This is a genomic window from Photorhabdus akhurstii (assembly GCF_019090985.1).
GTDB classification, from domain to species: domain Bacteria; phylum Pseudomonadota; class Gammaproteobacteria; order Enterobacterales; family Enterobacteriaceae; genus Photorhabdus; species Photorhabdus akhurstii.
Genome location: NZ_CP020335.1, coordinates 2,400,249 through 2,426,185, shown reverse-complemented (window position 1 = coordinate 2,426,185; position 25,937 = coordinate 2,400,249). Strand labels below are relative to the sequence as shown.

Annotated in this window: 22 protein-coding genes; 4 read left to right on the top strand and 18 right to left on the bottom strand. The window is 40.3% G+C overall.

Annotated elements, in window-relative coordinates; translation table 11 throughout:
* Positions 1–118 precede the first annotated feature (118 nt).
* The 5 genes from B0X70_RS10585 to B0X70_RS10565 all read right to left on the bottom strand — a co-directional run bounded on the left by B0X70_RS10585 (position 119) and on the right by B0X70_RS10565 (position 4,288).
* Positions 119–1,303 (bottom strand): beta-ketoacyl synthase N-terminal-like domain-containing protein, encoded by a 1,185-nt coding sequence (locus tag B0X70_RS10585; protein ID WP_217471469.1) that lies wholly within the window; start codon positions 1,301–1,303, stop codon positions 119–121.
* The gene (locus B0X70_RS10580; RefSeq protein ID WP_040148960.1) at positions 1,293–2,042 is read right to left on the bottom strand and encodes an ApeI family dehydratase; all 750 of its coding nucleotides are present in this window, start codon (positions 2,040–2,042) and stop codon (positions 1,293–1,295) included. Before B0X70_RS10580 ends, B0X70_RS10585 begins: the two co-directional genes overlap by 11 nt.
* On the bottom strand, positions 2,032–2,892 hold the full coding sequence (locus B0X70_RS10575; RefSeq protein WP_046397595.1) for a hypothetical protein: 861 nt from the start codon (positions 2,890–2,892) through the stop codon (positions 2,032–2,034). The genes B0X70_RS10580 and B0X70_RS10575 overlap by 11 nt, the downstream gene beginning before the upstream one ends.
* A gap of 61 nt (positions 2,893–2,953) precedes the next feature.
* Complete coding sequence (locus B0X70_RS10570; RefSeq protein WP_046397594.1) at positions 2,954–3,202, bottom strand: acyl carrier protein; 249 nt, start codon at positions 3,200–3,202, stop codon at positions 2,954–2,956.
* 393 nt (positions 3,203–3,595) lie between these two features.
* Positions 3,596–4,288, bottom strand: a complete 693-nt coding sequence (locus tag B0X70_RS10565; protein WP_036814231.1) for an SDR family NAD(P)-dependent oxidoreductase — start codon at positions 4,286–4,288, stop codon at positions 3,596–3,598.
* A 751-nt stretch (positions 4,289–5,039) separates the two neighbouring features.
* Here B0X70_RS10565 and dauA point away from each other — a divergent pair.
* Positions 5,040–6,755: a C4-dicarboxylic acid transporter DauA gene (gene dauA / locus B0X70_RS10560; RefSeq protein WP_214040460.1), complete on the top strand. Its 1,716-nt coding sequence runs from the start codon at positions 5,040–5,042 to the stop codon at positions 6,753–6,755.
* Between the two features lie 134 nt (positions 6,756–6,889).
* On the opposite strand, the gene kdsA is transcribed toward dauA, so the two are convergent.
* From kdsA to hemA, 5 genes are read right to left on the bottom strand one after another with little or no spacing between them, the layout of a single operon-like run.
* Positions 6,890–7,744, bottom strand: coding sequence for a 3-deoxy-8-phosphooctulonate synthase (kdsA, locus tag B0X70_RS10555; RefSeq protein WP_162120874.1), 855 nt, complete (start codon positions 7,742–7,744; stop codon positions 6,890–6,892).
* 60 nt (positions 7,745–7,804) lie between these two features.
* The gene (gene sirB1 / locus B0X70_RS10550; protein ID WP_036814228.1) at positions 7,805–8,614 is read right to left on the bottom strand and encodes an invasion regulator SirB1; all 810 of its coding nucleotides are present in this window, start codon (positions 8,612–8,614) and stop codon (positions 7,805–7,807) included.
* Positions 8,598–9,446, bottom strand: coding sequence for a peptide chain release factor N(5)-glutamine methyltransferase (prmC, locus tag B0X70_RS10545; RefSeq protein WP_217471468.1), 849 nt, complete (start codon positions 9,444–9,446; stop codon positions 8,598–8,600). The genes sirB1 and prmC overlap by 17 nt, the downstream gene beginning before the upstream one ends.
* Positions 9,446–10,528 carry a peptide chain release factor 1 gene (prfA, locus tag B0X70_RS10540; RefSeq protein WP_040148969.1) on the bottom strand — a complete coding sequence of 361 codons (1,083 nt, stop codon included), beginning with the start codon at positions 10,526–10,528 and terminating at the stop codon, positions 9,446–9,448. Before prfA ends, prmC begins: the two co-directional genes overlap by 1 nt.
* A gap of 31 nt (positions 10,529–10,559) precedes the next feature.
* A complete protein-coding gene (gene hemA, locus B0X70_RS10535) occupies positions 10,560–11,822 on the bottom strand; it encodes a glutamyl-tRNA reductase (RefSeq protein ID WP_036778674.1) in 1,263 nt (420 codons plus the stop codon).
* 273 nt (positions 11,823–12,095) lie between these two features.
* Here hemA and lolB point away from each other — a divergent pair, with 273 nt between their 5' ends.
* From lolB to prs, 3 genes are all read left to right on the top strand, one after another.
* Positions 12,096–12,740 carry a lipoprotein insertase outer membrane protein LolB gene (gene lolB / locus B0X70_RS10530; protein ID WP_082302257.1) on the top strand — a complete coding sequence of 215 codons (645 nt, stop codon included), beginning with the start codon at positions 12,096–12,098 and terminating at the stop codon, positions 12,738–12,740.
* Entirely contained in the window at positions 12,740–13,615 is an 876-nt protein-coding gene (gene ispE / locus B0X70_RS10525; RefSeq protein ID WP_036814224.1) for a 4-(cytidine 5'-diphospho)-2-C-methyl-D-erythritol kinase, read from the top strand. Before lolB ends, ispE begins: the two co-directional genes overlap by 1 nt.
* Before the next feature lie 64 nt (positions 13,616–13,679).
* A complete protein-coding gene (gene prs / locus B0X70_RS10520) occupies positions 13,680–14,627 on the top strand; it encodes a ribose-phosphate diphosphokinase (RefSeq protein ID WP_011146321.1) in 948 nt (315 codons plus the stop codon).
* Positions 14,628–14,753: 126 nt separating this feature from the next.
* On the opposite strand, the gene ychH is transcribed toward prs, so the two are convergent.
* The 8 genes from ychH to B0X70_RS10480 all read right to left on the bottom strand — a co-directional run bounded on the left by ychH (position 14,754) and on the right by B0X70_RS10480 (position 25,628).
* Positions 14,754–15,029, bottom strand: coding sequence for a stress-induced protein YchH (ychH, locus tag B0X70_RS10515; protein WP_036778679.1), 276 nt, complete (start codon positions 15,027–15,029; stop codon positions 14,754–14,756).
* 463 nt (positions 15,030–15,492) lie between these two features.
* A complete protein-coding gene (locus B0X70_RS10510) occupies positions 15,493–16,461 on the bottom strand; it encodes an Ig-like domain-containing protein (protein ID WP_217471467.1) in 969 nt (322 codons plus the stop codon).
* 117 nt (positions 16,462–16,578) lie between these two features.
* The gene (locus B0X70_RS10505) at positions 16,579–17,904 is read right to left on the bottom strand and encodes a hypothetical protein (RefSeq protein WP_217471466.1); all 1,326 of its coding nucleotides are present in this window, start codon (positions 17,902–17,904) and stop codon (positions 16,579–16,581) included.
* Positions 17,901–18,587, bottom strand: coding sequence for a hypothetical protein (locus tag B0X70_RS10500; protein ID WP_217471465.1), 687 nt, complete (start codon positions 18,585–18,587; stop codon positions 17,901–17,903). Before B0X70_RS10500 ends, B0X70_RS10505 begins: the two co-directional genes overlap by 4 nt.
* Before the next feature lie 83 nt (positions 18,588–18,670).
* Positions 18,671–20,191 (bottom strand): hypothetical protein, encoded by a 1,521-nt coding sequence (locus tag B0X70_RS10495; RefSeq protein ID WP_246593489.1) that lies wholly within the window; start codon positions 20,189–20,191, stop codon positions 18,671–18,673.
* Between the two features lie 110 nt (positions 20,192–20,301).
* Positions 20,302–21,822 (bottom strand): hypothetical protein, encoded by a 1,521-nt coding sequence (locus tag B0X70_RS10490; RefSeq protein WP_036814219.1) that lies wholly within the window; start codon positions 21,820–21,822, stop codon positions 20,302–20,304.
* A 416-nt stretch (positions 21,823–22,238) separates the two neighbouring features.
* Positions 22,239–23,741 carry a hypothetical protein gene (locus tag B0X70_RS10485; protein ID WP_036814218.1) on the bottom strand — a complete coding sequence of 501 codons (1,503 nt, stop codon included), beginning with the start codon at positions 23,739–23,741 and terminating at the stop codon, positions 22,239–22,241.
* A 381-nt stretch (positions 23,742–24,122) separates the two neighbouring features.
* A complete protein-coding gene (locus B0X70_RS10480; RefSeq protein ID WP_036814217.1) occupies positions 24,123–25,628 on the bottom strand; it encodes a hypothetical protein in 1,506 nt (501 codons plus the stop codon).
* Between the last annotated feature and the right edge of the window lie 309 nt (positions 25,629–25,937).

The following is a 25,937-nucleotide window of genomic DNA, read 5'->3' as shown; positions in this document are numbered from 1 at the left end:
GGGGATTCGCTCCCTTGCCGTCGCGATGCACCTTGAAATCCATAGGGTATGTTTTTCTTTCATAAAAATTAAACTATGCGCTGCTTTATACTAATAGCCCATTTTGCATTACGAAGAATCAAGTCACCTTGCCAAATAGAGTAATGGCATTATTACCACCAAAACCAAACGCATTATTTTGTATATATTTTAAATTATTCTTCATTTCCATTTGACGAGTGATTAAATTAAATTGATATTCAAAATCCTCCGGTAAGATATTTGTCGGCGGCATAATTTGGTCCCTCAACGATAAGCAAGCACTAACTGCGCCAATTGCTCCCGCTGTCGCCATCATATGTCCGATAGTGCCTTTAATTGCTGAAACCACCGAATTCGGAAAATATTCAGAGAATATCGATGCTTCTACAGCGTCATTAGCCTTAGTCCCTGTACCGTGTGCATATATGCCGCCTATATCTTTGGCTTCCACGCCTGCCGAATTTAATAGTTTTTTATGGCATTGAGTGACACTGTTAATATCAGGATTGGTCGGATGTAATGCGTCATTATTGCTGGCAGTAGCAATCAATTCAGCATAAGGCGATTGATATTCACCAACGTGTTTTCTATTCTGCAACACCAAAAAAGCGGCGCCCTCAGATATCGTAATAAAGCGCCTTAATTTCGAAAATGGACGGCACTGTTCCGCACCTAATGCATTAAGCATGTAAAAACCTGACCACACCTTTTTTGAAAAAGCGTCTCCGCCTCCAATGACGGATGTTGAGACAATGCCGGCATTCATCATGCGTAGTGCTGTTTCAAGCGCAATATTTGCTGACGCACAAGTATTATGTATCGTCATGGAAGGCCCGAATGAACCAATTGCACGAGCAACATTATCGGAAACGGCGTGACTCGAATAGATATTCGAACGCCAATTTACCGGCACACCTTCAACTAATTGATCAAGAATATCCGCCTCAGCCTCATTATTACCCACACACACCAAGGCATTGCGCAATTCAGCACACCCTGGCTGCAATCCTGCGTCCGCTATCGCTTGAAGTGCGGCATCGACAGCATATAGAGAAGAATCAGGGACCTGTGGGCCGGTACATTTCGGCGCCCTGGCTTTTATATCCAGACGCCGCTCAGCCGAAATTCTTCCAGCAATAAAATTTGGCTTCAAAGAAGGATAAATCGGTTCCAGTCGAGTAAAATTTGACTCGCCGGCACATAAATTTTTCCAATAACTTTCGACGTCTATACCAATTGGAGTAACGACGCCAAGACCTGTAACATATATTTTATCCAACATCGTTCTCCTTCTTCTTAATTGATACTGCGTCAGTTATCCAAAGTAATTTTTCCCCTTCACGATATGCCCTGGCATCCCAACACATTATTGAGCCAAATCGGGTTACTTTAGTCTCAATAAACACAGGAGAGTTAATATGTTCGATATCAGGATCGAAGGCCAACTCACCAAATTTGGCAAAAACATAATCGCCTGCTGTTGAAATACTCTGTTGCTGACGCTGCAAAATTAATGCTAAATTCCCCATTGCCTCGACCAGAATAATCAAAGGGAAATAATGATATTTTTGCAAATAAGCCGCTTCACCGCGCAATGATTTCATATCCAGGCTGCAATTCGCTCTGTTTAATCCATCATTAACATAGACTATTTTCGGCAAAAACCAAAATTCGGGTTCACGCAATGAGGGTGATAATAGAGAAGATGCGTAAAAAATTTTTTTACTTTCACCTTTTGCATCTTTGCCAGAATAATTCAGGAGAAAAGAAAAACAGCGTTGTTCCGATACCATTGCAGAAATTTTATTTTCCTCTTGGCGATATTGGATATTTTCATCAGGACGTATAAATTGATGAAAAAATAGATTTCTTAAACTGATAAAATCGGCAGATGCATCAGCCATCTCTTTACAAAAAGCGGCGACGGGCAAGATCCCTGGAACAACAGGATTACCGGGAAAATGATATTTGAATATTTCATCTTGAGGTGAAAAGACATGGTTAATACGATTAATCATCATTGTGTATAACCCTTACGCCTGAAACATTCATGTTATCGATTACAATAAATACAGCCGCATCTCCTTTTTGACTGAGCTTAATCGCCCCCATAAACTCATGAAACAGAAAAGCGCTGTTATATTCTTGATATTCAATTGCATTATTATCTTCAACAACATGAATTAATGCGTCATTCTGATCCAACGTATTGTATATAAATATCTTGGTATCCGGTGATAAAGCATCACACCGTTTTTTTATCTCTCCCACTGTTAACCCGAAGAAAAAATCTGCCGCAAATTGTTTTCCACTCAATAGCGTTGCACACATCACACCAGAAGATATTGACTTCTGATTGCTGATTTTCTTTCGTATATCATCAAGTGCTTCTGTGCAATAAACATCACCGCAAAAGAGGTAGCTGGCGCCTGCTGATCTATTATGCAAATTAAGCAATGCCTGCATGAATACCATTACCGGGTTTTTACTGCCTGCATTTAATGTACAGTTTCCTCCCGTCACTTTCTTGTCAATGTTAATAAAGGTTGAAGCTGAACTGGTGGTGGCATAAGGGAATTGTTGAGCCGATACCGTTTTATCATTGTTCATGACCTGCCGCTGAAAACGAAGCATCGCTTCAAGGTTGCCGTATTCTGTCCCCACTATCACCGATTCATTTTCTGCATGTCTATCTTCTGCAATAAACTGATTCGCCAAGTAGGTACAAACGCGGCTAAAGTCGTCACGAAAACGATCACCTTTATTGCTTACAAATTCAGAAATATCAGCGGGAAGAGAAAATTCCCCCTTTCTCTCACTCCGAAATATCTTCGGATAAATAGCTAAATTTTCCACGTTAAAAGTCAACATTTTCCCTCAACTTATTATTTGAAAAATAGAGAGTTTTTGATTATTGGTTAAGTCAACCCGATCATTGCAGGTTATTTTTTATTTCCTCCCATAACTCACCTACAGTTTGAATACGGGCAAGCGCATCTTCCGAAATCTCTTTGCCAAAGGTTCGCTCAACTGACAAAATGACATCAATTAACTTTAATGAGTCAATGCCGAGATCACTTTTCAACACTTTATTCGATGTTATTTTAAAATCGGAGTCTAACTCAGCAACATTCACCAAAATACTCGCTAATTCTTCATTAACCATGTCAATATTATCCATATCACATCCCCAATGATGTTTATTCAAATCTAATGGTTTAAAGATCTATTTATATCAAGTATATAAATTTCTCCTGAATCTCTTTCCCCATACATACATCAAAAGACGCACTCCAACTAACGGCCTGCAACAATTATGCCTGCTGGGGTAGGTTCTCATTTACCCAGGAAAATAATTCATAAACGATATAAAAACAGAGATATCTGATAATTCAGTTTCGGCTCCTATTCCAAATAGCGTAACCAAAATTGGAATAATAACCAATAACCTTTTCTCATTAAAGCGATTGGCAACATTGGGCTAGGTGAAGAAATACATTTATCATAAATCCAGCCCGATATTCTAGCTAATTGATGAAAACATGATTGTAGATCACGATTTATGATATTGTTATTAACCACTTAATCCCCCATCAATGCAAAGAGATGTTCCTGTGATATAGGTTGATGTACTCAATGTCCCCACACAAAAACTGGCAATTTCATCAACATCTGCCATTCGTTTTAATGCGGTGCTTCTGGCGAATTCCATTTTCTTTTCTGGAGAAATATGCCGCAACATACCACCATCAACATATCCCGGCATTACAGTGTAAGCCCTAACATTAAAACGGCCGTAGTCATTAGAGATGTTTTTTACCAATGCATTCATGGCTGCTTTCGAACAAGAATAAGCGGTGGCGCCTGTCTCTCCACGTAAACTCGCTGTAGAAGAAATAAATTGCATCACGCCATTACGATTCTTCATAAAATGGGGCAGCAAATATTTTGCTACTCTTGCTGCGCCAAACAAGTTGACATTAAAAACATCATGCCAACCCTCAATATCCTGAGCATGCAATAAACCATCCAATGACATTGCCGGCGTATAGATAACTGCGTCAATACATTTCATCTTGTCAACTGCAATGCCAATGGCTTCTCTAACACTGTTATCCGACATAACATCTAAATAAATTTCTTCACTACACGGTTTACGTGAAGTACCTAATACTTCATAGCCGCTGGCAACCGCATGTCGGCAAATTGCATTCCCAATTTCACTTGATGAACCAATAATAAGTATCTTGCTGTTATATTTATGCATTCAAACATTCCTACCTTATCTAAAAGTTATTTTCCAACAGTAAACCCTACTTTAAATAAAGCATTCAGAATAAATATTATCTAAACAAGAAAACATTTTTAACTTATATATTTCTAAATACATGTACTTTTAACGCATATATTTTTAGCTTACCTATTTTCAACTCATTTAATCCATCTAATTCTATGAGTCATCCTAAATAGTAGGATGAGTTCTTATATCTGTCAAATTATTAATCTAATATTTCAGCGATATCAATGCATTGGTTAAATTACATCCAAAAATTAAATAAAAAACATCATGCGTAAAAATATCCAATATAGCTAATTTAATCTAGTCATAATCAATACATGTGGTGAATGCATAATTAATTATTTAACTTTCTGACAATAACAATTAAAAATTGTAATTAATTCTGTTATTTTATTATAAAGATAAAACATTATATTTAATAGAATAAATATATAGATTTAAGTTTGAAAATATTAATTAAATTCTTTATGAAGTTAATTCAATAATATTCACTAATAAGAATAGATACTTAATAGAATCGGTTTCAGCCTATTTTATGGTGATAAGAACACTATTCTCCCTTTTACTTTTCACTTTCCTGGCGTTAAGCTATTAACATTAAGTTTGATCTAATAGCGCTATCGCGTTGAACTAAAAGCACTATTTTTACAATTCGGTTTGCAGTTTGGTTGTAACAACCCTATTGCTTTTTCCCTCTATATTTTTGGTTTATGCACAGATGAAAACTCGTAGAATGAACGGCATACGGCCGTTTAGTGCTGTAATTGATGCTTGTTGGAAAGAACCCTACTCTTTTGCTCGTTTAACTAAAGATATTATTGCCGGTATTACTGTCGGTATTATCGCCATCCCACTCGCTATGGCGCTAGCAATCGGAAGTGGCGTCCCACCACAATATGGGCTTTACACCGCCGCTATCGCCGGGATGGTAATCGCGATAACCGGCGGCTCACGCTATAGTGTTTCCGGCCCTACCGCCGCTTTCGTTGTCATTCTCTATCCAGTCTCTCAACAATTTGGCCTGGGCGGTTTGCTCATTGCAACATTAATGTCAGGCATTATTTTGCTGGTGATGGGATTAGCCCGCTTTGGTAAATTGATCGAGTATATTCCCCTCCCCGTCACTCTCGGTTTTACTTCTGGAATCGCGATTACTATCGCAACCATGCAAGTAAAAGATTTTTTTGGCCTGCAATTGGAACATATGCCAGAGAATTATATCAATAAGGTTGCGGCTCTGTTTCAAGCGCTGCCAACACTGTATTTGAGTGATACGCTGATTGGCTTAACGACACTCGCCATTCTGATTTATTGGCCTAAGCTTGGGCTGAAATTACCCGGGCATCTTCCCGCCCTCATTGCAGGAACCGCTGTGATGGGGATCATGAACTTATTCGATCAACATGTTGCTACTATTGGTTCTGAGTTTAGTTATATTTTGAATGACGGTACTCAGGGGCAAGGCATTCCCCCCATCCTGCCGCAATTTGTTTTACCGTGGCATTTACCTGATATGGGGTTCCATCAAGTTGATATAAATTGGGCAACAATTTCAGCCCTATTACCCGCCGCCTTCTCAATGGCAATGTTAGGCGCTATTGAATCACTGCTTTGCGCCGTGGTTTTGGATGGTATGACCGGTAAAAAGCATCACTCAAACAGTGAATTGATTGGTCAAGGCTTCGGAAATATTGTCGTGCCATTCTTCGGCGGTATTACGGCTACCGCCGCAATCGCCCGTTCAGCCGCCAACATCAGAGCTGGCGCGACATCGCCGGTTTCAGCCATTGTTCACTCTCTGCTCGTGTTATTAACTTTACTGGCATTGGCTCCCATGCTCTCCTATCTTCCTCTGGCCGCTATGTCTGCCCTGTTGCTCATGGTCGCCTGGAATATGAGCGAAATACATAAAGTTATCGACCTCATGCGCCGTGCGCCAAAGGATGACATTATTGTGCTGGTACTTTGCATGTCGCTCACAGTTCTGTTTGATATGATTATTGCCATTACGATCGGTATCGTATTAGCTTCACTGCTGTTTATGCGCCGAATAGCCAATATGACTCGCATCAGTCAATTGCCGCAAACAAATGTCGATAAAGGTCTGCTGGTTGTCCGTATCAATGGCCCGCTATTCTTTGCCGCCGCTGAACGTATCTTCACAGAATTAAAGGAAGAAAGCGCCAGTTATCAGACGATCATTATGCAATGGGACGCCGTTCCCGTGCTGGATGCCGGTGGGATGCACGCTTTCCAACGCTTTATCGATGAAGTGGGTAAAGATAAATATATTGCTGTTTGTGATATTCCATTCCAGCCTTTAAAAACACTGGCCAGAGCTAAGATCCTATTGGTTGAAAATCACCTTAGCTTCCATGCGACATTGCCACGAGCAATGGCAGAATTAAATTTCAATGGCAAAATGGATAGCTGAAATTGCCAGACAAAAACTTGCTAACTCTTTTTCCAATACTTTTTTCCCATAATTAATGGCGCTGTAAACCAGCGCCGAATCTATTCATCACCAAATCTCGTCATCATTTGATGTCATGGCATCAGAAAGCCACTTTATTTACTGGTATCCAGTTGAGGTAAGCTTTTCACCACGTCATCAATGGCTTTCATCTGACTCAAGAATGGCTCTAGTTTTGCCAACGGCAATGCTGATGGACCATCACACATCGCATTCGCAGGATCAGGATGAGCTTCAAGGAACAAGCCGGCAATACCGACCGCCATTCCCGCACGCGCCAGTTCAGCAACCTGAGCGCGACGCCCACCAGAAGCGGCGCCAAATGGATCGCGGCATTGGAGTGAATGAGTGACATCAAAAATTACCGGATGCCCCCCGGTCGCCTGGGCCATAACATTGAAGCCCAGCATATCCACCACCAAATTGTCATAACCAAAGTTGCTGCCACGGTCACATAAGATCACTTGATCGTTGCCGCCTTCTTTGAATTTTTCCACAATATTTCCCATCTGACCCGGGCTGATAAACTGCGGTTTTTTAACGTTGATCACCGCACCGGTACGCGCCATCGCTTCAACCAAGTCAGTCTGACGCGCCAAAAATGCAGGCAGTTGGATGACATCAACCACTTCCGCCACTGGCTGCGCCTGTGCCGGTTCATGCACGTCAGTGATGATTTTCACACCGAAAGTTTGTTTCAACTCCTGAAAAATTTTCATTCCCTCTTCCAGACCTGGGCCTCGGTAAGAGTGAATCGATGATCGGTTTGCTTTATCAAAGGAGGCTTTGAAAACATAAGGAATGCCCAATTTTTGTGTCACTGTGACATAGTGCTCACAAATACTCATGGCCAAATCCCGTGACTCAAGGACATTCATACCACCAAAGAGAACAAACGGTAGATCATTCGCGACCTTGATATCACCAATATGAACCACTTTCTGTTGCATACTTATACCTTCCGTTAGGGACCAATAAATTAATGAAATAAATCAGTGCAAAACAATATCTTAGTGTAAAACAACGCATTGCTGCTTAATGGCGTATATTTGCATTCTGATCATTTCTGCCACCGGGTCTTCCGGGCAATTCTCGACAAAATAATTTAAATCAGAAACCGCAATATGATTACAATCAAGTTCCGCATAAATCAGCCCTCTATCACGTATTTCATAGGGGTTATCGGGATCAAACATCAGCACAGCTTCACTCGTCCTCAGCGCCAATTCCATTTGTCCTTCGTCCATTAATGCGACTTTTATCGTATCTAGCATTTTACGTATAATGCTAGCGTTATCAGCGCTTTGCAAATCATCTGCTGCTAATTCCGCTGTCTGGCTAATATTACCTTTCAGCCATACATCAAGCACGCGTTCGCTTAGCGCTTCTCCATTGATTGGATTAATAAACTTTGCCGTGTTATCTGGATAATCAACACGCAAAATCAACTGCGTCGGAAAAATAACCGGCATAAACGGCAGTTCTAAAGCCTGAGCAATATGAATCAGAATTGCCCCTAAAACAACAGAGGAACCTCGGCGGGTTTGCAATACTTTATCCAGCCATAATGTATCTGACAGGCAATAAACACCACTGGCGCCGCCGAATTTCCAGGTTTGATAAAAAAGCCTCAGTAATTTTTCCAGTCGTTCTTCTATATTTAGCTGCGGAGATATTTCACGTCTGGCTTCATCAATCAATACTTGAAGCTGCATTTCCACTGAATGCTGAGGAAAATCAGCACGCAAAGTTCTGGAAATTAACAGGATACCGCTACTCAACGATGCATCATTAAATTCATAATCAGCTATGGCTTTCATCACTTTTCCACTGACCCAGTGTTATTCGCTCATTACCGCCATAATCCTGAAAAGTAGCCACCTGCCGATAACCACTCTCAGAAAATAGGCTTCTTACAACATTTCCCTGTCTCCAACCATGTTCCAATAACAACCATCCACCAGGCAACAAAAAATGGCGAGATAGATCAATAATGGTATTCAGATCAGCAATTCCCTGTCGCGCCGCAATTAATGCACTATCCGGCTCGAACCGAACATCGCCCTGAGATAGATGTGGATCGGTTTCATCTATGTAAGGTGGATTACTGACAATCATACCAAACTGTTGATTATTCAACGAAGAGAACCAATCGCTTACCCCAAAATCCACATTTTGTATTTTGAGTTTTTCAGCATTGCCCTGCGCCAACATGACCGCATCAGGATTGATATCAACCCCGATAACCCGGCAATCAGGACGCTCACTGGCGATTGCCAGTGCAATTGCGCCGGTTCCCGTTCCCAAATCCAGAATGCGGCAAGGTGTCAGCGATAGCCGTTCAAGCGCCTTTTCTACCAGACATTCAGTGTCAGGACGCGGGATCAACGTGGCAGGAGAGACATTTAATGGCAATGACCAAAATTCACGCTCACCGGTGATGTAGGCAATAGGTTCACCTTTCACCCGGCGAGCGAGTAAAACCTCAAGCTGGCTGAACTGCGCCGAAGCTAGCTGCGTTTCACCGAACGCCAATAGGTAAGTCCGGGAATGGCGAGTGACAAACCCCAACAAAATTTCCGCATCTCGTTTAGGGCTGTCACTTGCCGATAACTGTATTGCGGCTTGTTTAAGCCAAGATTGATAATCCATCAATCTTGCTCTGACAAAGCCGATAAGAGATCAGCTTGATATTCATTAACGATCGGCTGAACAAGCATATCTAATTTGCCTTCCATCACTTCATCAAGGCGGTATAACGTTAAGTTAATACGGTGATCCGTCACTCGCCCTTGGGGAAAATTGTAAGTGCGGTTGCGATCTGAACGATCACCGGAACCTAATAAGTTACGACGCTCAGACGCCTCGGCCTCTTGACGCTTACGAACTTCCGCCGCATGAATACGCGCGGCCAACACGGACATCGCTTTCGCTTTGTTTTTATGCTGAGAGCGCTCGTCCTGACACTCAACCACAATACCGGTTGGAATATGAGTGATACGAATAGCGGAATCCGTGGTATTGACGTGCTGACCGCCCGCCCCGGAGGAACGAAACGTATCAATACGCAAATCATTTGGGCTAATATCGGGCAACTCCGCTTCCGGAACCTCCGGCAAAACCGCAACGGTACAAGCAGATGTGTGAATGCGCCCTTGCGATTCGGTTTCCGGCACACGCTGAACACGATGACCACCCGATTCAAATTTTAAATGACCATAAACCTGCTCACCGGAAACTTTAGCAATAATTTCCTTATAGCCGCCATGCTCGCCATCGTTAGCGCTAATCACTTCGACTTTCCACCGATGGGATTCCGCATAACGGCTATACATACGAAACAGATCCCCGGCGAAAATAGCCGCTTCATCACCACCGGTTCCCGCACGTACTTCAAGAAAACAGTTACGCTCATCATCAGGATCTTTTGGCAACAGCAATAATTGTAGTTGCTGTTCTAACTCTTCATTGCGAACCTTGGCGTCCCTGATCTCTTCCTGTGCCATTTCCCGCATTTCAGGGTCATCAAGCATTATTTCGGCTGCTTTAAGGTCATCCTGAACCGTACGCCAGGCCCTAAAACAGCTCGTCACATCAGTCAGTTGAGCATATTCCCGCGACAAAGCACGAAAACGTTCCTGATCAGCAATCACATCGGCATCACCGAGATGAGCCAAAACTTCCTCGTGACGTTCTTGCAATGCTTCCAATTTAGCAACAATAGAAGGCTTCATTCTTGGTTTCAGACCCTATTCCGAGATATGGTTAATTATGTTCCAGCCCCAGGCTGTCACGTAATAAATTAAGGCGCTCCAGATCACCATTGCTGGCGGCTTGCTGGAGTGATTTGGTAGGAGCATGTATCAGACGGTTCACCAATTGATGAGTCAATTGATTAACGGCCTGTTCTACGTCAGCTCCCTGATTGATAGCAGTCAGTGCCTTAGCTGTCATTTCAGCCCGCACCCGTTCTGCCTGATTACGATACTCACGGATTGAATTTACTGCGCTCTGCGAACGCAACCAGTCCATAAAATAACGGCTTTCCTGTTGAACAATACATTCAGCCTGAACCGCCGCCGCTTTGCGCTGCGCAAGATTCTGCTGAATAATTGCTTGCAAGTCGTCAACACTGTAGAGATAGACGTTATCCAACCTTTCTACATCAGGCTCTATATCACGAGGAACCGCAATGTCAATGAGTAACATTGGTTGGTTACGACGTAACTTTAATGCGCGTTCAACCATCCCTTTACCAATAATAGGCAAAGGACTGGCAGTCGAACTGATAACAATATCCGCTTCTGCTAAACGTGTGTCAATTTCAGGCAGGGTGATCACTTCCGCCTGAACTTCATCAGCCAACACTTGTGCCTTCTCTTTCGTCCTGTTAGCAATCATCATATGGTGCACGCGATGCTCTTTCAAATGACGAGCCGCCAGTTCAATCGTTTCTCCGGCACCGACCAGCAAAATATTTAGTTCAGAAAGTGATTCAAAAATCTGCCGCGCCAGAGTGCAAGCGGCAAATGCAACGGAAACCGCGTTCGAACCAATTTCTGTTTCCGTTCTGATGCGCTTGGCAACGGAAAATGATTTCTGAAACAGTCGCTCCAGTTCACTCGATAAAGAGTCGCTGTGCTGCGACTCGGCAAATGCTTTCTTCACTTGCCCAAGAATCTGAGGTTCTCCCAGCACCAACGAGTCCAGCCCACTCGCCACTCTCATCAAGTGGCTGACAGCTTCATTATCACAATGCCAGTAAATACTGGATCTTAGATCTCTGGGATTTAGCTGATGATATCCACACAACCAGTCAATTAACTGCTCATACAGATTATCTTGTTGCTCTACGCTGAGATAAAGCTCCGTACGATTACACGTTGACAACACAACTCCCCCTTTCACCAGGGGATGCTGGAGAAGGTTATCAAGCGCTTCCCCAATAGTACCCGGAGAAAAAGTGACCCGTTCACGCAGGGATACAGGAGCCGTTTTATGGTTAATACCAAGTGCTAACAAAGTCATATCAACTTCATTGAGTTATCAGCAGAGAGACAGTTCATCGTAAAAAACATTCTATTTGATGAAATCATCACCCTTAATAAGGACTCTTATAAACTGTGCATTCTACTTGATACCTCAGATCAATAAAAGACGATCGCAGTGTCTGGTATCATTATTCAGAACATTTTTTTGAAATTTAACTGGATTAATAGTTCATTCTTCATTATTAAGTGACGTAAAAGTTTTCACGTTATTAAACAGAGATTGCCGATGAAATCAATGCCGATAAAACCCATGTCGATAAAATCAGCGCCGACAAAACCGATACAAAAATTATCCCTATTCCGTCTATTGCCGCTCTCTTGTGTACTGTTGACCGCCTGTACATTAACGCAACCTGGCGGAACAGGTTCGGCAGATTCTCCCCAATGGCGAACACGTACCCAACAGCTACAGCAATTAAATCAATACCAAACACGTGGCTCTTTTGCCTATCTGTCTAATGAGAAAAAGGTTTATGCCCGCTTTTTCTGGCAACAATATCATCCTGAACGCTACCGTTTATTACTAACTAACCCGCTAGGCAGCACTGAATTAGAGCTGATCGTTCAGCCTGGCATGACGCAATTAACTGATAGCCAGGGTAAAAAATATTTTAGTGACAACCCCGAAAAGATCATTTATCAGCTCACCAATATGGATATTCCATTAGATAATCTGCGGCATTGGATAACGGGTCTCCCCGGTGATGCCAAAAACTTCAAACTGGATGCCAACCATCTATTGAAAACCGTCAATTACCAGCGACATGGCGCGACATGGCAGGTTAATTATCAATCCTACGATACCTCAACGACCCCCGCCCTTCCCAATCGCCTGGAACTGATTCAAGGGGATCGTCGCATCAAATTGAAAATGGATAACTGGACAACAAAATAATGACATTAACCTGGCCTTCGCCGGCAAAACTTAACCTATTTCTCTATATCACCGGTCGTCGCGCTGATGGTTATCACCAGTTGCAAACGCTATTTCAATTTCTTGATTATGGTGATGAAATTACCATTACCCCTCGTCAGGATAATGAAATCCGTTTACTGACGCCGGTAGAGGGGGTGGAACACGATAACAACCTGATCGTTCGCGCCGCGCGTCTATTGCAATCCTACAGCGATAAACACCATACCGGGATTGCTCATAAAGGCGCTGACATCCATATCAACAAACGTCTGCCAATGGGCGGTGGATTAGGCGGAGGTTCATCCAATGCCGCTACCGTACTCATTGCGCTGAATTATCACTGGCAAACCGGTTTCACAGACGAAACACTGGCAACCCTTGGCGTGAGCCTTGGCGCTGATGTGCCGGTCTTTGTCAAAGGACACGCCGCATTTGCAGAAGGTATTGGTGAAATTCTGCACATGGCAGAGCCGGCAGAAAAGTGGTATCTGGTTGCACATCCCGGTATTGAAATCTCAACCCTGCGCGTCTTCACAGATCCGGAATTAAAACGTGATACGCCAATTCGCCCTCTGGCCGCATTATTAAAGGCTCCGTACCTAAATGATTGTGAATCTCTTGTAAGAAAACGTTTTCGTAAGGTTGAACAGCTTCTTTCATGGCTGCTAGAATACGCGCCGTCACGCCTGACCGGAACCGGTGCCTGTGTATTCGGTGAGTTTGAATCAGAAGCATCGGCCCGTAAGGTGTTAAATCAAGCCCCTGAGTGGTTGCAGGGTTTTGTTGCGCGTGGCGTTAACAATTCACCTTTGCACAGTTTTCGCTCTGGGATACCCGTGTTATTGAACCAATGAATAAATATTTGTTATTTACATTGGTCAACAATATCTCTCTGGACGCAAGCCTGAGGTCTTTCTCGTGCCCGATATGAAGCTTTTTGCTGGTAACGCTATTCCTGAACTAGCACAACGTGTTGCCAACCGCCTGTACACCAACCTTGGAGACGCGGCTGTCGGCCGTTTCAGCGATGGTGAAGTCAGCGTGCAAGTTAATGAAAATGTGCGTGGTGGTGATATTTTCATCATCCAGTCCACTTGTGCACCGACTAACGACAATTTAATGGAATTAGTCGTTATGGTTGATGCGCTGCGTCGTGCTTCCGCAGGACGTATTACCGCAGTAATCCCTTATTTCGGTTATGCTCGTCAGGACCGTCGAGTCCGTTCAGCCCGTGTGCCAATTACCGCCAAAGTTGTTGCGGATTTCCTCTCCAGCGTTGGTGTAGACCGCGTACTGACCGTTGACCTGCATGCTGAGCAGATCCAAGGGTTCTTCGATGTTCCGGTTGATAACGTATTTGGCAGCCCAATTCTGCTGGAAGATATGTTACAGAAAGAGTTGGAAAACCCTATCGTTGTTTCCCCGGATATTGGCGGGGTTGTCCGCGCTCGCGCTATCGCTAAGCTGCTGAATGATACCGATATGGCTATCATCGATAAGCGTCGGCCACGCGCTAACGTTTCTCAAGTGATGCATATTATCGGTGATGTCGCTGGTCGCGACTGCGTGTTGGTCGATGACATGATTGATACCGGCGGCACCTTATGCAAAGCGGCGGAAGCATTGAAAGAACGCGGAGCAAAACGGGTATTCGCCTATGCCACTCACCCGATTTTCTCCGGCAATGCTGTGGACAACATTAAAAACTCGGTGATTGATGAAGTGGTTGTCTGTGACACCATCCCGCTGTCTGCCGAGATCAAGGCGCTCAATAAAGTTCGTACTCTCACTTTGTCCGGTATGTTAGCTGAAGCGATCCGGCGTATCAGCAATGAAGAGTCAATTTCTGCAATGTTTGAGCACTAATAAATAAGTTGTACTCATAATATTGCTATTTAAGAAAAAACCCGTTGTACAAGAGATTCAACGGGTTTTTTGCTTATCTGGAATATACTTTTCCATTAGCACAAACTATGACTAACTCTATTTTTGTTATGGATACCGATGATCACCACGACGATAACGCTCATCATAGTTTCTTAACCACCAATAACGATCTGCCACACCTTCCCGGCCTCCCACACCGGCACCAGCCAACCAAACAAGCGCGCCAATAAAAACACCCAATAGCGCGGCTTCAGATAAAAACTCAGGCCAGCCAAAACCGAAGATGTGAGGCAGTAATGTATAAGCCAGGCTACTCACTATGGTGAACATACCGACACCCATTAATACATTACCGACTATGAAAGCACTTTGACGTTTCATATATTACCTCCAACACTCTTCGTGAATACACACTCTCCGTGAATACACACTTCTCCGTGAACACTAAGAACCTATAATTCAAAAGTTAACGTTAATTGACTCGATATAACTATAAAGCTTATTTATAGTATAGCCCTATTTCACAAAAGGTCATTGCGGGCGCGATCACAACTAAAGGAGATTTAATAACAACACCCTAATCATTGTAAGAAATAACATGAAGAAATAATGAGTTAGTAGCCTGAACTTCACTTAAAGAAAAGTTCAGGTTTTTAACTAAATATTGACATATAACAATGATAGTTGTGAAATTCCATCCAGGTTATATATTTTTAATCAATGATTCCTACCGGGATAATAAAAATCATCTTATTTTCACACTGCATGATAACGGCTAAAAACAGGGGATTTGTCTAATTTTTCAATGCGTAACCATCAATCAGCATCCCCAAATATCCAACGCCTAATATAGCCCTGGGGTTAATTCTATCCACGTTTGAGAATATACCCGCCCATCAATACAACTTATATACACCGGTGCGGATTCATTCATGGGAGGTACATGATTATGAGGCGAATACCCTCGAGTATAAGAAGAAGAAACTCTAAAGCTGAAATAGCCATCTTTATCGGTAGTCATATGTTTGTCTTGATCACTCAATGACAGATAAAATCCCATAGATACTGATATAGTTACATTAGGTTCACCTACGCCATTCTTATATAAATATCCAGCTATAATACCGCTTGAAAATGAAGACAGAATAGCCGGAGATTTTCCAATCTTTAACTGATATGGATTATACGTGAAACACATAGCTATAGCCTTTTCAATAGCTCCCGCTTGTGCCATTAGCATCACTTCACCAGCACTATTAGATTGTATTGACGCCGTTATTTTACCCTCTTTATCTGTCATACCCGACGACGGAACTACTGTTGCCCCACTATCTGCATAGAAGGTTATTTTTTGGTTTTCAATTCCCTTACCCAACCGATCATACACAGTTACAACTACCTTATTCTCATCGGCACTATTAGTCCATGCATTATTTTTTTCTAAATCAAGATTAAGATCTGCCACAAATTGAGGAACAGCAGTAAACTCGACCTGGAGAGGAGGGGCTGCTATTTGAGTATCATTTTCCAAGTAAGCATATACATTCCCTTGACACGGAGTTAAATCAGTAGAAACTATTTCAACTGATACCTTACCCATTACTCCTGTGTTTTTTATAATTTTACGATCATTATTCTCTTTAAATACCATAGATTTATTATCTAAAGTGAAACTTATATTCACCCCATGCAATAAATAACCATCTTGCATTACGTTTACACCGATATCTATAGGCTTATCCGCAGTCTCCGTTTTTTCACTTGATAGCCAATTTAATGTTTTAGCCTCTTTTGGTGCTTGTTCGCCATTCATTTCATTCTCCTAAATTATCACTAACATGTATATTTACACATGTTATCATTGATTTAAAGTTAAAAAACAAAATGGTTCAACATGATAATATTATGCCAATTAACAATAACCCTTATGCTAAATAGAAGGAAAATGTTTAAAATTAATAGAAAATTGAATCGACTTATCAACATCGGGTAAACTTATTATCACATTATTTTTTTCCGCTTTGGTATTAGTTATATGGAAAGTTGTACAACCATCCTGACTAATTGCAACCTGCAACTCTCTCTCATTATCACCATAACCTGAAATTATCGCAGAGCCATCAGTACGAACAAGTAATCTTTTGCCGGAATAGGCAGTACGGTCCACAATAACATAACCACTACAAACACTCACGCCATCAGCAGGTACCTCAGAGGTAAATGCATAAGCCTTGATAATATTCCCTCCATCTCTCCACTCACTAAATACTGCCTGACCTACACCCGGTGTTATAGAACCATCCTGCGCCGAAACAGTACAACGAAAACTACCCGTTTCCTCAGATTGCAAATGGAAATAAGCCAGCCCGAAACTATCAGGGGCAAATTGATATTGTGTGCCATCCCCTTCAACAATACTTCCTGATTCAACACTAGCCGATAATCTCTTTCCTGGCGGCCCATAAACCGCAACCAAATTTTTCGGCCTTATTCTGGGATATTCATTAGACACCATCGGCGCACCTTCGCTAATTGATATCATAGCAGATGACATATCCATTAATGACAATATCACTGAACCTGGAGCAGAAATATTATTGCCAACCTCATAATATCCTGTTCCCACCCCCTCTTGCCCCAAACAAAGCACGTTTTCCACCGGTACCACTAAAGAGACATAACCCTTCTTAATATCCTCATCACTGACTGTTATTGGTTGTGCATCCCAGTCAGACCTCGCAATTGGCTCATAATTAAAATTATGTCCTCGCCAGTGGAATATGACGCTATCGCCTTTCCGCATATGCTGATAACTGATATGCACATTTAACCCATGATGTTGTACAAGAGATGAATAGTGAATAACGCCAGATGTTGAATCTGGATAAATTGATGGTAATAATTTTATCGATGGAGAATTAATAACTTTAATAACAGTCGGTTCAGAGAAATTTTCATTCTCGAAATCATCAGCTGATGTATAAGTCACATTATAGCTACCATCAGGTATTTCAGAGAACGGTATAGTTACAGTAAAAAAATCAAGATTAATATTCTGAATATAATAGGGCCGAGAAAATATTCCACCAACATTTACCACGATCATATCCCCGATTCTTAGCCATTCATGATAAGGTACTTTGATAATTAAATCTTGGTTCTGTTGAACAGAAACATCAATCAGGCCATCATGATCTGCTTGCGGCAACTCTGGCGACGATAAAGAAATAGGTGTATTGTCGTTATTAGTAATCATATTTCACCTCCCATTGGAATCGGTCTGAACGATAAAACAAAATTGACTTTATCCCCTGAATCTGAATCAGGCGCTGTTAGCCAAACATTAACTTTACCTACTGTGTCGCTAGTCACATTCACTGTCGCACTACCATCCTCCTTTAATGGAATATCTGCCCAGTTCTTATTATAACCATCGATGAGTGCATTATTATTAACTCTTACACGGATTTGATTAATATCATCATTATTTTTACGATCAATAAAAAGATATATCGAGCAAGGCGTCTTCCCATCCGCCGGAGCGCCTGTAGTATAATTATAGGCGGTAAATACTATAGCCTCATCAGACTGACGATAATTACCAAAAATAAGCGGAAAGGATATTACTTTATTGATATCCTTTTGTGGGGCAATCACCACAAAAGCCGAAAATTCTTCGCTATTTTCAATATTTTTATGTTCAAACGGAGAACGAACATAAAAATGTCCTTTTCCAGTCTCATCTAACGTCAATATGATCTGATCCACATTAATGTTATCGTCTACAATAGAAGCACCAATAGATGTCGTTGCATAAAATTTATGCCCAGGCAGACCATATATAGTCACAATATTTTTGGGATTAAGATTAGGGTAATCGGTTAAATCACTTATCGCCGCGTTTTCTGTGATAATCACACTTGATATGCCGTTATTCATATTGTCACCATTAACTCCATGATTTATTAATTGAAAATAAAATGATAACGCTTAATAAAATATTAAAGCTCAATCGGTTAAATTTACTGTCCGGGAAGAACCGTATCAATACGTCCAAACCAAATCTTAGAGTCCTTTGTACTTTCACTGCACTCCATGCCTACACTATAAGTGATATAAACCCAGCCTGGCGCACCATCACGATATGAATTTACATTAGTAAAAGGCGCCTGACCAAGTGGAATAATAATTTCTCCAGCTTCCAGTGCGTCGGCAGTTACCGTATGAGGTTCAACAGAATAAATCTTTGAAAATGGATTATCATTTACAATACCATTAATGTAAATACGTACATTAATGACATTATTTACCTCTATCCCATTCTTTTCCCCCACAGCAATATGAGCATCCAGCCCCCCTCCTAAAATACTTGCAAGATTCATCTTACTTGACTGTCTAAATTCTATCTGGTCTTTATGACTGAAAATTCTAGGTACCGCCAATATACGCCTAATCTCTGGTGGTACATTTAGTATTGACCTCGTTAAATTAAAATAGCGGGCAGATGATACAGCGACGTTTCCATTTGCATCAGCCACATAATAATACAACTCATTATCGCCAATATTTGGAATACTGGCATATGGAACTGAAATAAATGGTATATCTAACTGATTCAGATCAGTAATGACAGCAGACTCACCTTGCGTTTCGTCATAACCTTCTCTGATCATTAAGAAAACTCTATCTCTCGGTCTAACACCTTCATAAAATGGGATAATCACATGAAAACCTGTACTACTATTTCCTACTGATGGCATTAACTTATTACCATTCAGTTCTGCAATATCTGGCGCTGGAAGCGTTGGCTCAATATCTTTGGTAATCATCAAAATGCTTGATGAAGCGCTTTTTAAAAGATATGACAGTTTTGTCAACATATTCACTGAATAGTTACCCTCAGATTTCTTAGGGAAAACTCTTAAGGCAACAAAACCACAACTATCCGTATTAATATAATATTGATAATTATCTTTTTCACTAATAAAAGACAATATTTCTTCCGTAATTTCTTCTCCATCATACCCAAAAATACGTACTGCCCTATCAGTTACCAGAGGAATTTGGAAATAAGGAAGCGGATCATTTTTTTCATTCAACGCATAGATATTAATAAGCAGGCTGCCATTAAATTCATAAGGTCGCTCATTATCTTCTGCCGGAGAAAAATCTTTTATCAACGAATCGCCCATAATTATAGGGGTAAACCCTGCGTGTGAAAAATCATTTTTATCAATGGGATGAAATGCTATTTCTAATTTAGCATCAGGGTCCGTAGCCTTATCCATTGAAAACATTATGGTGAAATCACTGGCACCAGAGTAAGCAGTAACAACAAATTTTGCAGTGCAAGTATTATTCTTAACATCCCTTGAAATACAAGGGGCCTCATCAAAACTGACATCTTGCTGGTCACTGTATACTATATCAGTCGTTTCCGTTACTTTATGGGTGTCATTACCTGAATAAGTCACAGTAATGGCAACTGGGCATTCTTCTAAAACCGTTATTCCTGAAACGATATCTGCTGTCAATGTTGACATATTAAACCTCATATTAAAGTTAAACATCAATAATGCGTTTACACAACAATGCTTACCATCTATTACCTCCTTTCTACTTCTCACATAAATAAAAACTCAATTAGCTAAATTTAGTATCCAGGTGGAACCGTATCAATGCGTCCGTACCAAATCTTAGAGTCCTTTGTGCTTTCACTGCACTCCATACCTACACTATAAGTGATATAAACCCAGCCTGGCGCACCATCACGATATGAATTTACATTAGCAAAAGGTGCCCGACCAAGTGGAATAATAATTTCTCCAGCTTCCATTGCGTCGGCAGTTACCGCATGAGAACCAAGAGAATAAAGTTCCGAAAATGGACTCTCATTTACAATGCCGTTAACGTAAATACGCACCTTGATAATACTATTTATCTCTATTCCATTCTTTTCACCCACAGCAATATGAGCATCCAGCCCTCCTCCTAAAATACTTGCAAGATTAATCTTACTTGACTGTCTAAACTCTACCTGATCTTTATGACTGAAAATTCTGGGTACCGCTAATATACGCCTAATCTCTGGTGGTACATTTAGTACTGACCTCGTTAAATTAAAATAGCGGGCAGATGATACAGCGACGTTTCCATTTGCATCAGCCACATAATAATACAACTCATTATTGCCAGTATTTGGAATATTGGCATATGGAACTGAAATAAATGACATATCCAACTGATTCAGATCAGTGATTACAGCAGACGCACCTTGCGTTTCGTTATCATCTTCTCTAATTATTAAAAAAACTCTATCCCTCGGCCTAACACCTTCATAAAATGGAATAATCACATGAAAATCTGTATTGCTATTTCCTACTGATGGCATTAATTTATTACCATTCAGTTCTGCAATATCTGGCGCTGGAAGCGTTGGCTCAATATCTTTGGTAATCATCAAAATGCTTGATGAAGCGCTTTTTAAAAGATATGGCAGTTTTGTCAACATATTCACTGAATAGTTACCCTCAGATTTCTTAGGGAAAACCATTAAGGCAATAAATCCTTTACTATCTGTATTAATATAATATTGACAATTATCTTTTTCACTAATAAACGGCAATATTTCTTCCCTAATTTGTCTTCTATTATAACCAAAAATACGCACTGGCTTATCCGTTACCAGAGGAATTTGAAAATATGGTAACGGATCATTTGTTTTACTCAACGCATAAATATTAATAAGCAGTCTGTCATTAAATAGTGAAGGTCGCCAATTATCTTCTGCCGGAGAAAAATCTTTTACCCACGAATCGCCCATAATTATAGGGGTAAACCCTTCGTATGAAAAATCATTTTTACCAATAGAATGAAACTCAATCTCTAATTTAGCGTCAGGATCAGTAGCTTTATCCATTGAAAATGTTATGGTGAAATCACTGGCACCAGAATAAGCAGCAACAACAAATTTTGCAGTGCAGATATTATTCTTGACATCCCTTGAAATACGCGGAATCTCATCAAAACTGACATCTTGCTGGTCACTGTACACTATATCAGTCGCTTCCGTTACTTTATGAACCTCATCACCTGAATAAGTCACAGTGATAACAACTGGACACCCTTCTAAAATCGTTATTCCTGAAACGATATCTGCTGTCAATGTCGACATATAAACCTCATATTAAAGTTAAACATCAATAAGTAAAAAACATCTAATTTTCTATCAAAATTAATGCATTTCCATAATGATACTGACTACCTATTACCTCCTTTCTACTTCTCAATAAATAAATTATTTACTTTAGCCGTTCATGTAATAACAATAAATCCATCACTCAGAGCATAAGCTTTATATCCAAGCAGACCATATAACCATAATTTTCATATGGTTAAAAAAATGGTAATAGTTAAATTATTTCTCACCATGTTTACTATTATTCATACTGTCACTATTAACTCCATGATTCATTGGTTGAAAATAACCCACAATAAAAAATCGCTAGTTTACAAATAAGAAACATGTCCGGGGAAATGGAAAACGCTTACGCATTTTCCATAAACAGGTAAAAGCTCAATCAGTTAAATTTATTGCCCAGGTGGAACCGTATCAATGCGTCCAAACCAAATCTTGGAGTTCTTTATATTTACACTATAAGTGATATAAACTAATCCTGGTCCATCATCATATGAGTCCACACCGGTAAAAGGTGCCTGACCAAGCAGAATAATAGCCTCTCCTGCCGCCACTTCGTCGGCAGTTACCGTATGAGGTTCAAGAGAATAAATTTTTGAAGATGGACTATGATTGACAATACCATTAACGTAAATACGTACATTGATAATACTATCCACATCTATTCCATTTTTTTTACCCACAGCAATACGCGCATCCAGCCCTCCCCCTAAAATTTTTACAAGATTGATCTTATCTCGCTGTTTAAGTTCGCTCTGATCTTTATGAGTAAAAATTCTAGCTGCCGCTAATGTACGCCTAATCTGTGGTGGTTGATTCGGTACTGACTTCGTTAAATAAAAATAGAGGGAAGATGATATAGCTACGTTTCCCATTGTATCAGCCACATAATAGTATAATTCATTATCGCCAATATTTGGAATGCTGGCATATGGAGCTGAAATAAATGGTATATCCAACTGATTCAGATCAGTAATGACAGTAGATGTACTTTGTATTTCATCATTATCTTCCCTGATCATTAAGAAGATTCTATCTTTCGGTTTAGCATCTTCATAAAATGGGATACTCACATGAAAACCCGTGCTACTATTTCCCACTGATGGTATTAATCTATCGCCATCTAACTCTTTAATATCTGGCATCACAAGGGTTGGAGCAATATCTTCTGTAATAAACAGAATATTTGACGAAGATTTCCTTGAAAAACCCTGCAACTCTGTAAACATATTGACTGTATAGTTACCCCCCTCTCCCTTACTAGGGAAAACTCTTAAGGCAGCAAAACCTTTACTATTCGTATTAATATAGTATTTACTATTATTGAGTTCTTGAATAAAAGGAAATATTTCTTCCGTAAGTTGCCCTCCCTCATAACCAAAAATACGTACCATCCTATCAGTTACCAAGGGAATTTGAAAATAAGGCAACGGATCATCTGTTTTATTCAGCGCATAGATATTAACAACGAGGCTGCCGTTAAACTCAGAAGGTTGCTCATCATCCTCTACCGGAGATAAGTCTTTTACCAACGAATCGCCAATAATGATAGGTTCAAACGCTGCATGTGAAAAACCATTTTTATCAATAGGATGAAATGCTATCTCTAATTTAGCATCGGGGTCCGTAATCTTATCCATTGAAAATATTATGGTGAAATCATTGGCGCCAGAATGAGCAGTAACAACAAACTTTGCAGTGCAGATATTATTCTTGACATCCCTTGCAATACGAGGAGTTTCATCAAAACTGACATCTTGCTGGTCACTGTACACTATATCAGTCGTTTCTGTTACTTTATGAGTCTCATCACCTGAATAAGTCACAGTAATGACAACCGGGCACGCTTCTAAAACCGTTATTCCTGAAACGATATCTGCTGTAAGTATCGACATATTAAACCTCATATTAAAGTTAAACATCAATAAGTAACAAACGTGTGATCTTCTTACCAAAATAATGTGTTTACACCACGATGCTTACTGTCTATTATCTCCTTCCTGTTTGTTACAAAAATAAATTATTTACTTCATCCGTTATTTTTTGGTCAAGATTAGGATAACTGTCAAATCACTTCTCACCATGCTTGCCATTATTCATACTGTCATCATTTCTCCATGATTCCTTGCTTGAAAATAAAATGACAACACTCAATTAAATATTGTAGCTCGGTAATGAAAAAATCGCCAATTCACAAAATAAGCAACATGTCCGGGAAAATGGAAAATGCTTATGCATTTTCCATAAACAGATAAAATCTCAATCAGTTAAATTTATTATCCTACTGGAGCAGTATTAATGTGCCCACTCCAAATCTCAGACTCCTTCGTGTCTACACTATAAGTGATATAAACTGAGCCTGGTGTACCATCACAATACGAACCTACCTTAGTAAAAGGAGCCTGGCCAAGCTGAATAATAGTTTCTCCAGCAGCCACTTCATCGGCAGTTACCGTATGAGGATCAAGAGAATAAAGTCGTGAGGATGGGTTATCATTTACAATACCATTAACGTAAATACGTACATTAATAATACTATCCACATCTATTCCATTGTTTTGACCCACAGCAATATGGGCATTCAACCCTCCTCCTAAAATATTTTCAAGATTGATCCTACCTGACCGCTCAAATTCCAACTGCTGTTTATGAGCAAAGATTCTGGGTACTGCTAATGTCCGCTTAACTTCCGGTGGTTCATTCGGTACTAACCCTGTTAAATTAAAATGGAGGGCAGAAGACATAGCTACATTTCCCACTACATCAGCCACATAATAACATAATTCATTGTCGCCAATATTTGGAACGCTGGCATATGGAACTAAAATAAATGGATTATTCAACTGATACAGATCAGTAATGACAGTAGACGCACCTAGCGTTTCGTCATTATCTTCTCTAATTACTAAAAAAATCCTATCTCTCGGTTTAGCACCTTTATAAAATGGGATACTCACATGAAAACCTGTGCTACTATTTCCTACTGATGGCGTTAATCTATTATTTCCATCCAGCTCTTTAATGTCTGGCGCAGGAAGCGCTGGAGCAGTGTCTTCTATAATAAACAGAATATTTGATGAAGCGTTCTTTAAAAAACCCGGCAATTCTATGAACATATCAACGGTATAATTACCAATCTTCTCCTTACGAGGGAAAACCCTTAAAGCAACAAAACCTTTATCATCCGTATTAATATAGTATTTATTATTATTGATTTCTTTAATAAAAGGCAATATTTCTTCCGTAATGTTTTCTCCATCATACCCAAAAATACGTACTAAATTATCAATTACCAGAGGGATTTGAAAATAGGGTAACGGTTCATTTGTTTTACTCAACGCATAGATATTAATAAGCAGGCTGCCATTCAATTCAGAAGGTCGTTCATCATCAGCTGCCGGAGATAAGTCTTTTACCAACGAATCACCAATAATGATAGGTTCAAACGCTGCATGTGAAAAATCATTTTTATCAATAGAATGAAATACTCTCTCCAATTTAGCATCGGGGTCCGTAGCCTTATCCATTGAAAATGTTATGGTGAAATCACCAGCGTCAGAACCAGCAGTAACAACAAATTTTGCAGTACAGGTATTATTCTCGACATCTCTTGAAATACGAGGGGTCTCATCAAAACGGGTATTTTCTGGGTGACTGTACATTATGTCAGTCGTTTCCGTTACTTTATGTGCATCATCACCTGAATAAGTCACAGTAATGACAACCGGGCACGCTTCTAAAACCGTTATTCCTGAAACGATATCTGTTGTAAGTGTCGACATATGAAACCTCAATTAAAGTTAAACACCAATAAGTAACAAACACTTAATTTTCTGTCAAAATAATGCGTTTATACAACGATGCTTACTATTTATTACCCTATTATCTCCTTCCTGTTTGTCACACAAATAAATATTTACTTTAGCTATTAATGTAATAGCAATAAACCCACTACTCATAACATAAGCTTTATATCCAAATATATCCTATATGGTCACAATATATCTGTGGTTAAAACTACGATAATTGTTAAATCACTTTTCGCCACATTGACCATTATTCATACTGTCACCATTAACTCCGTGATTCAT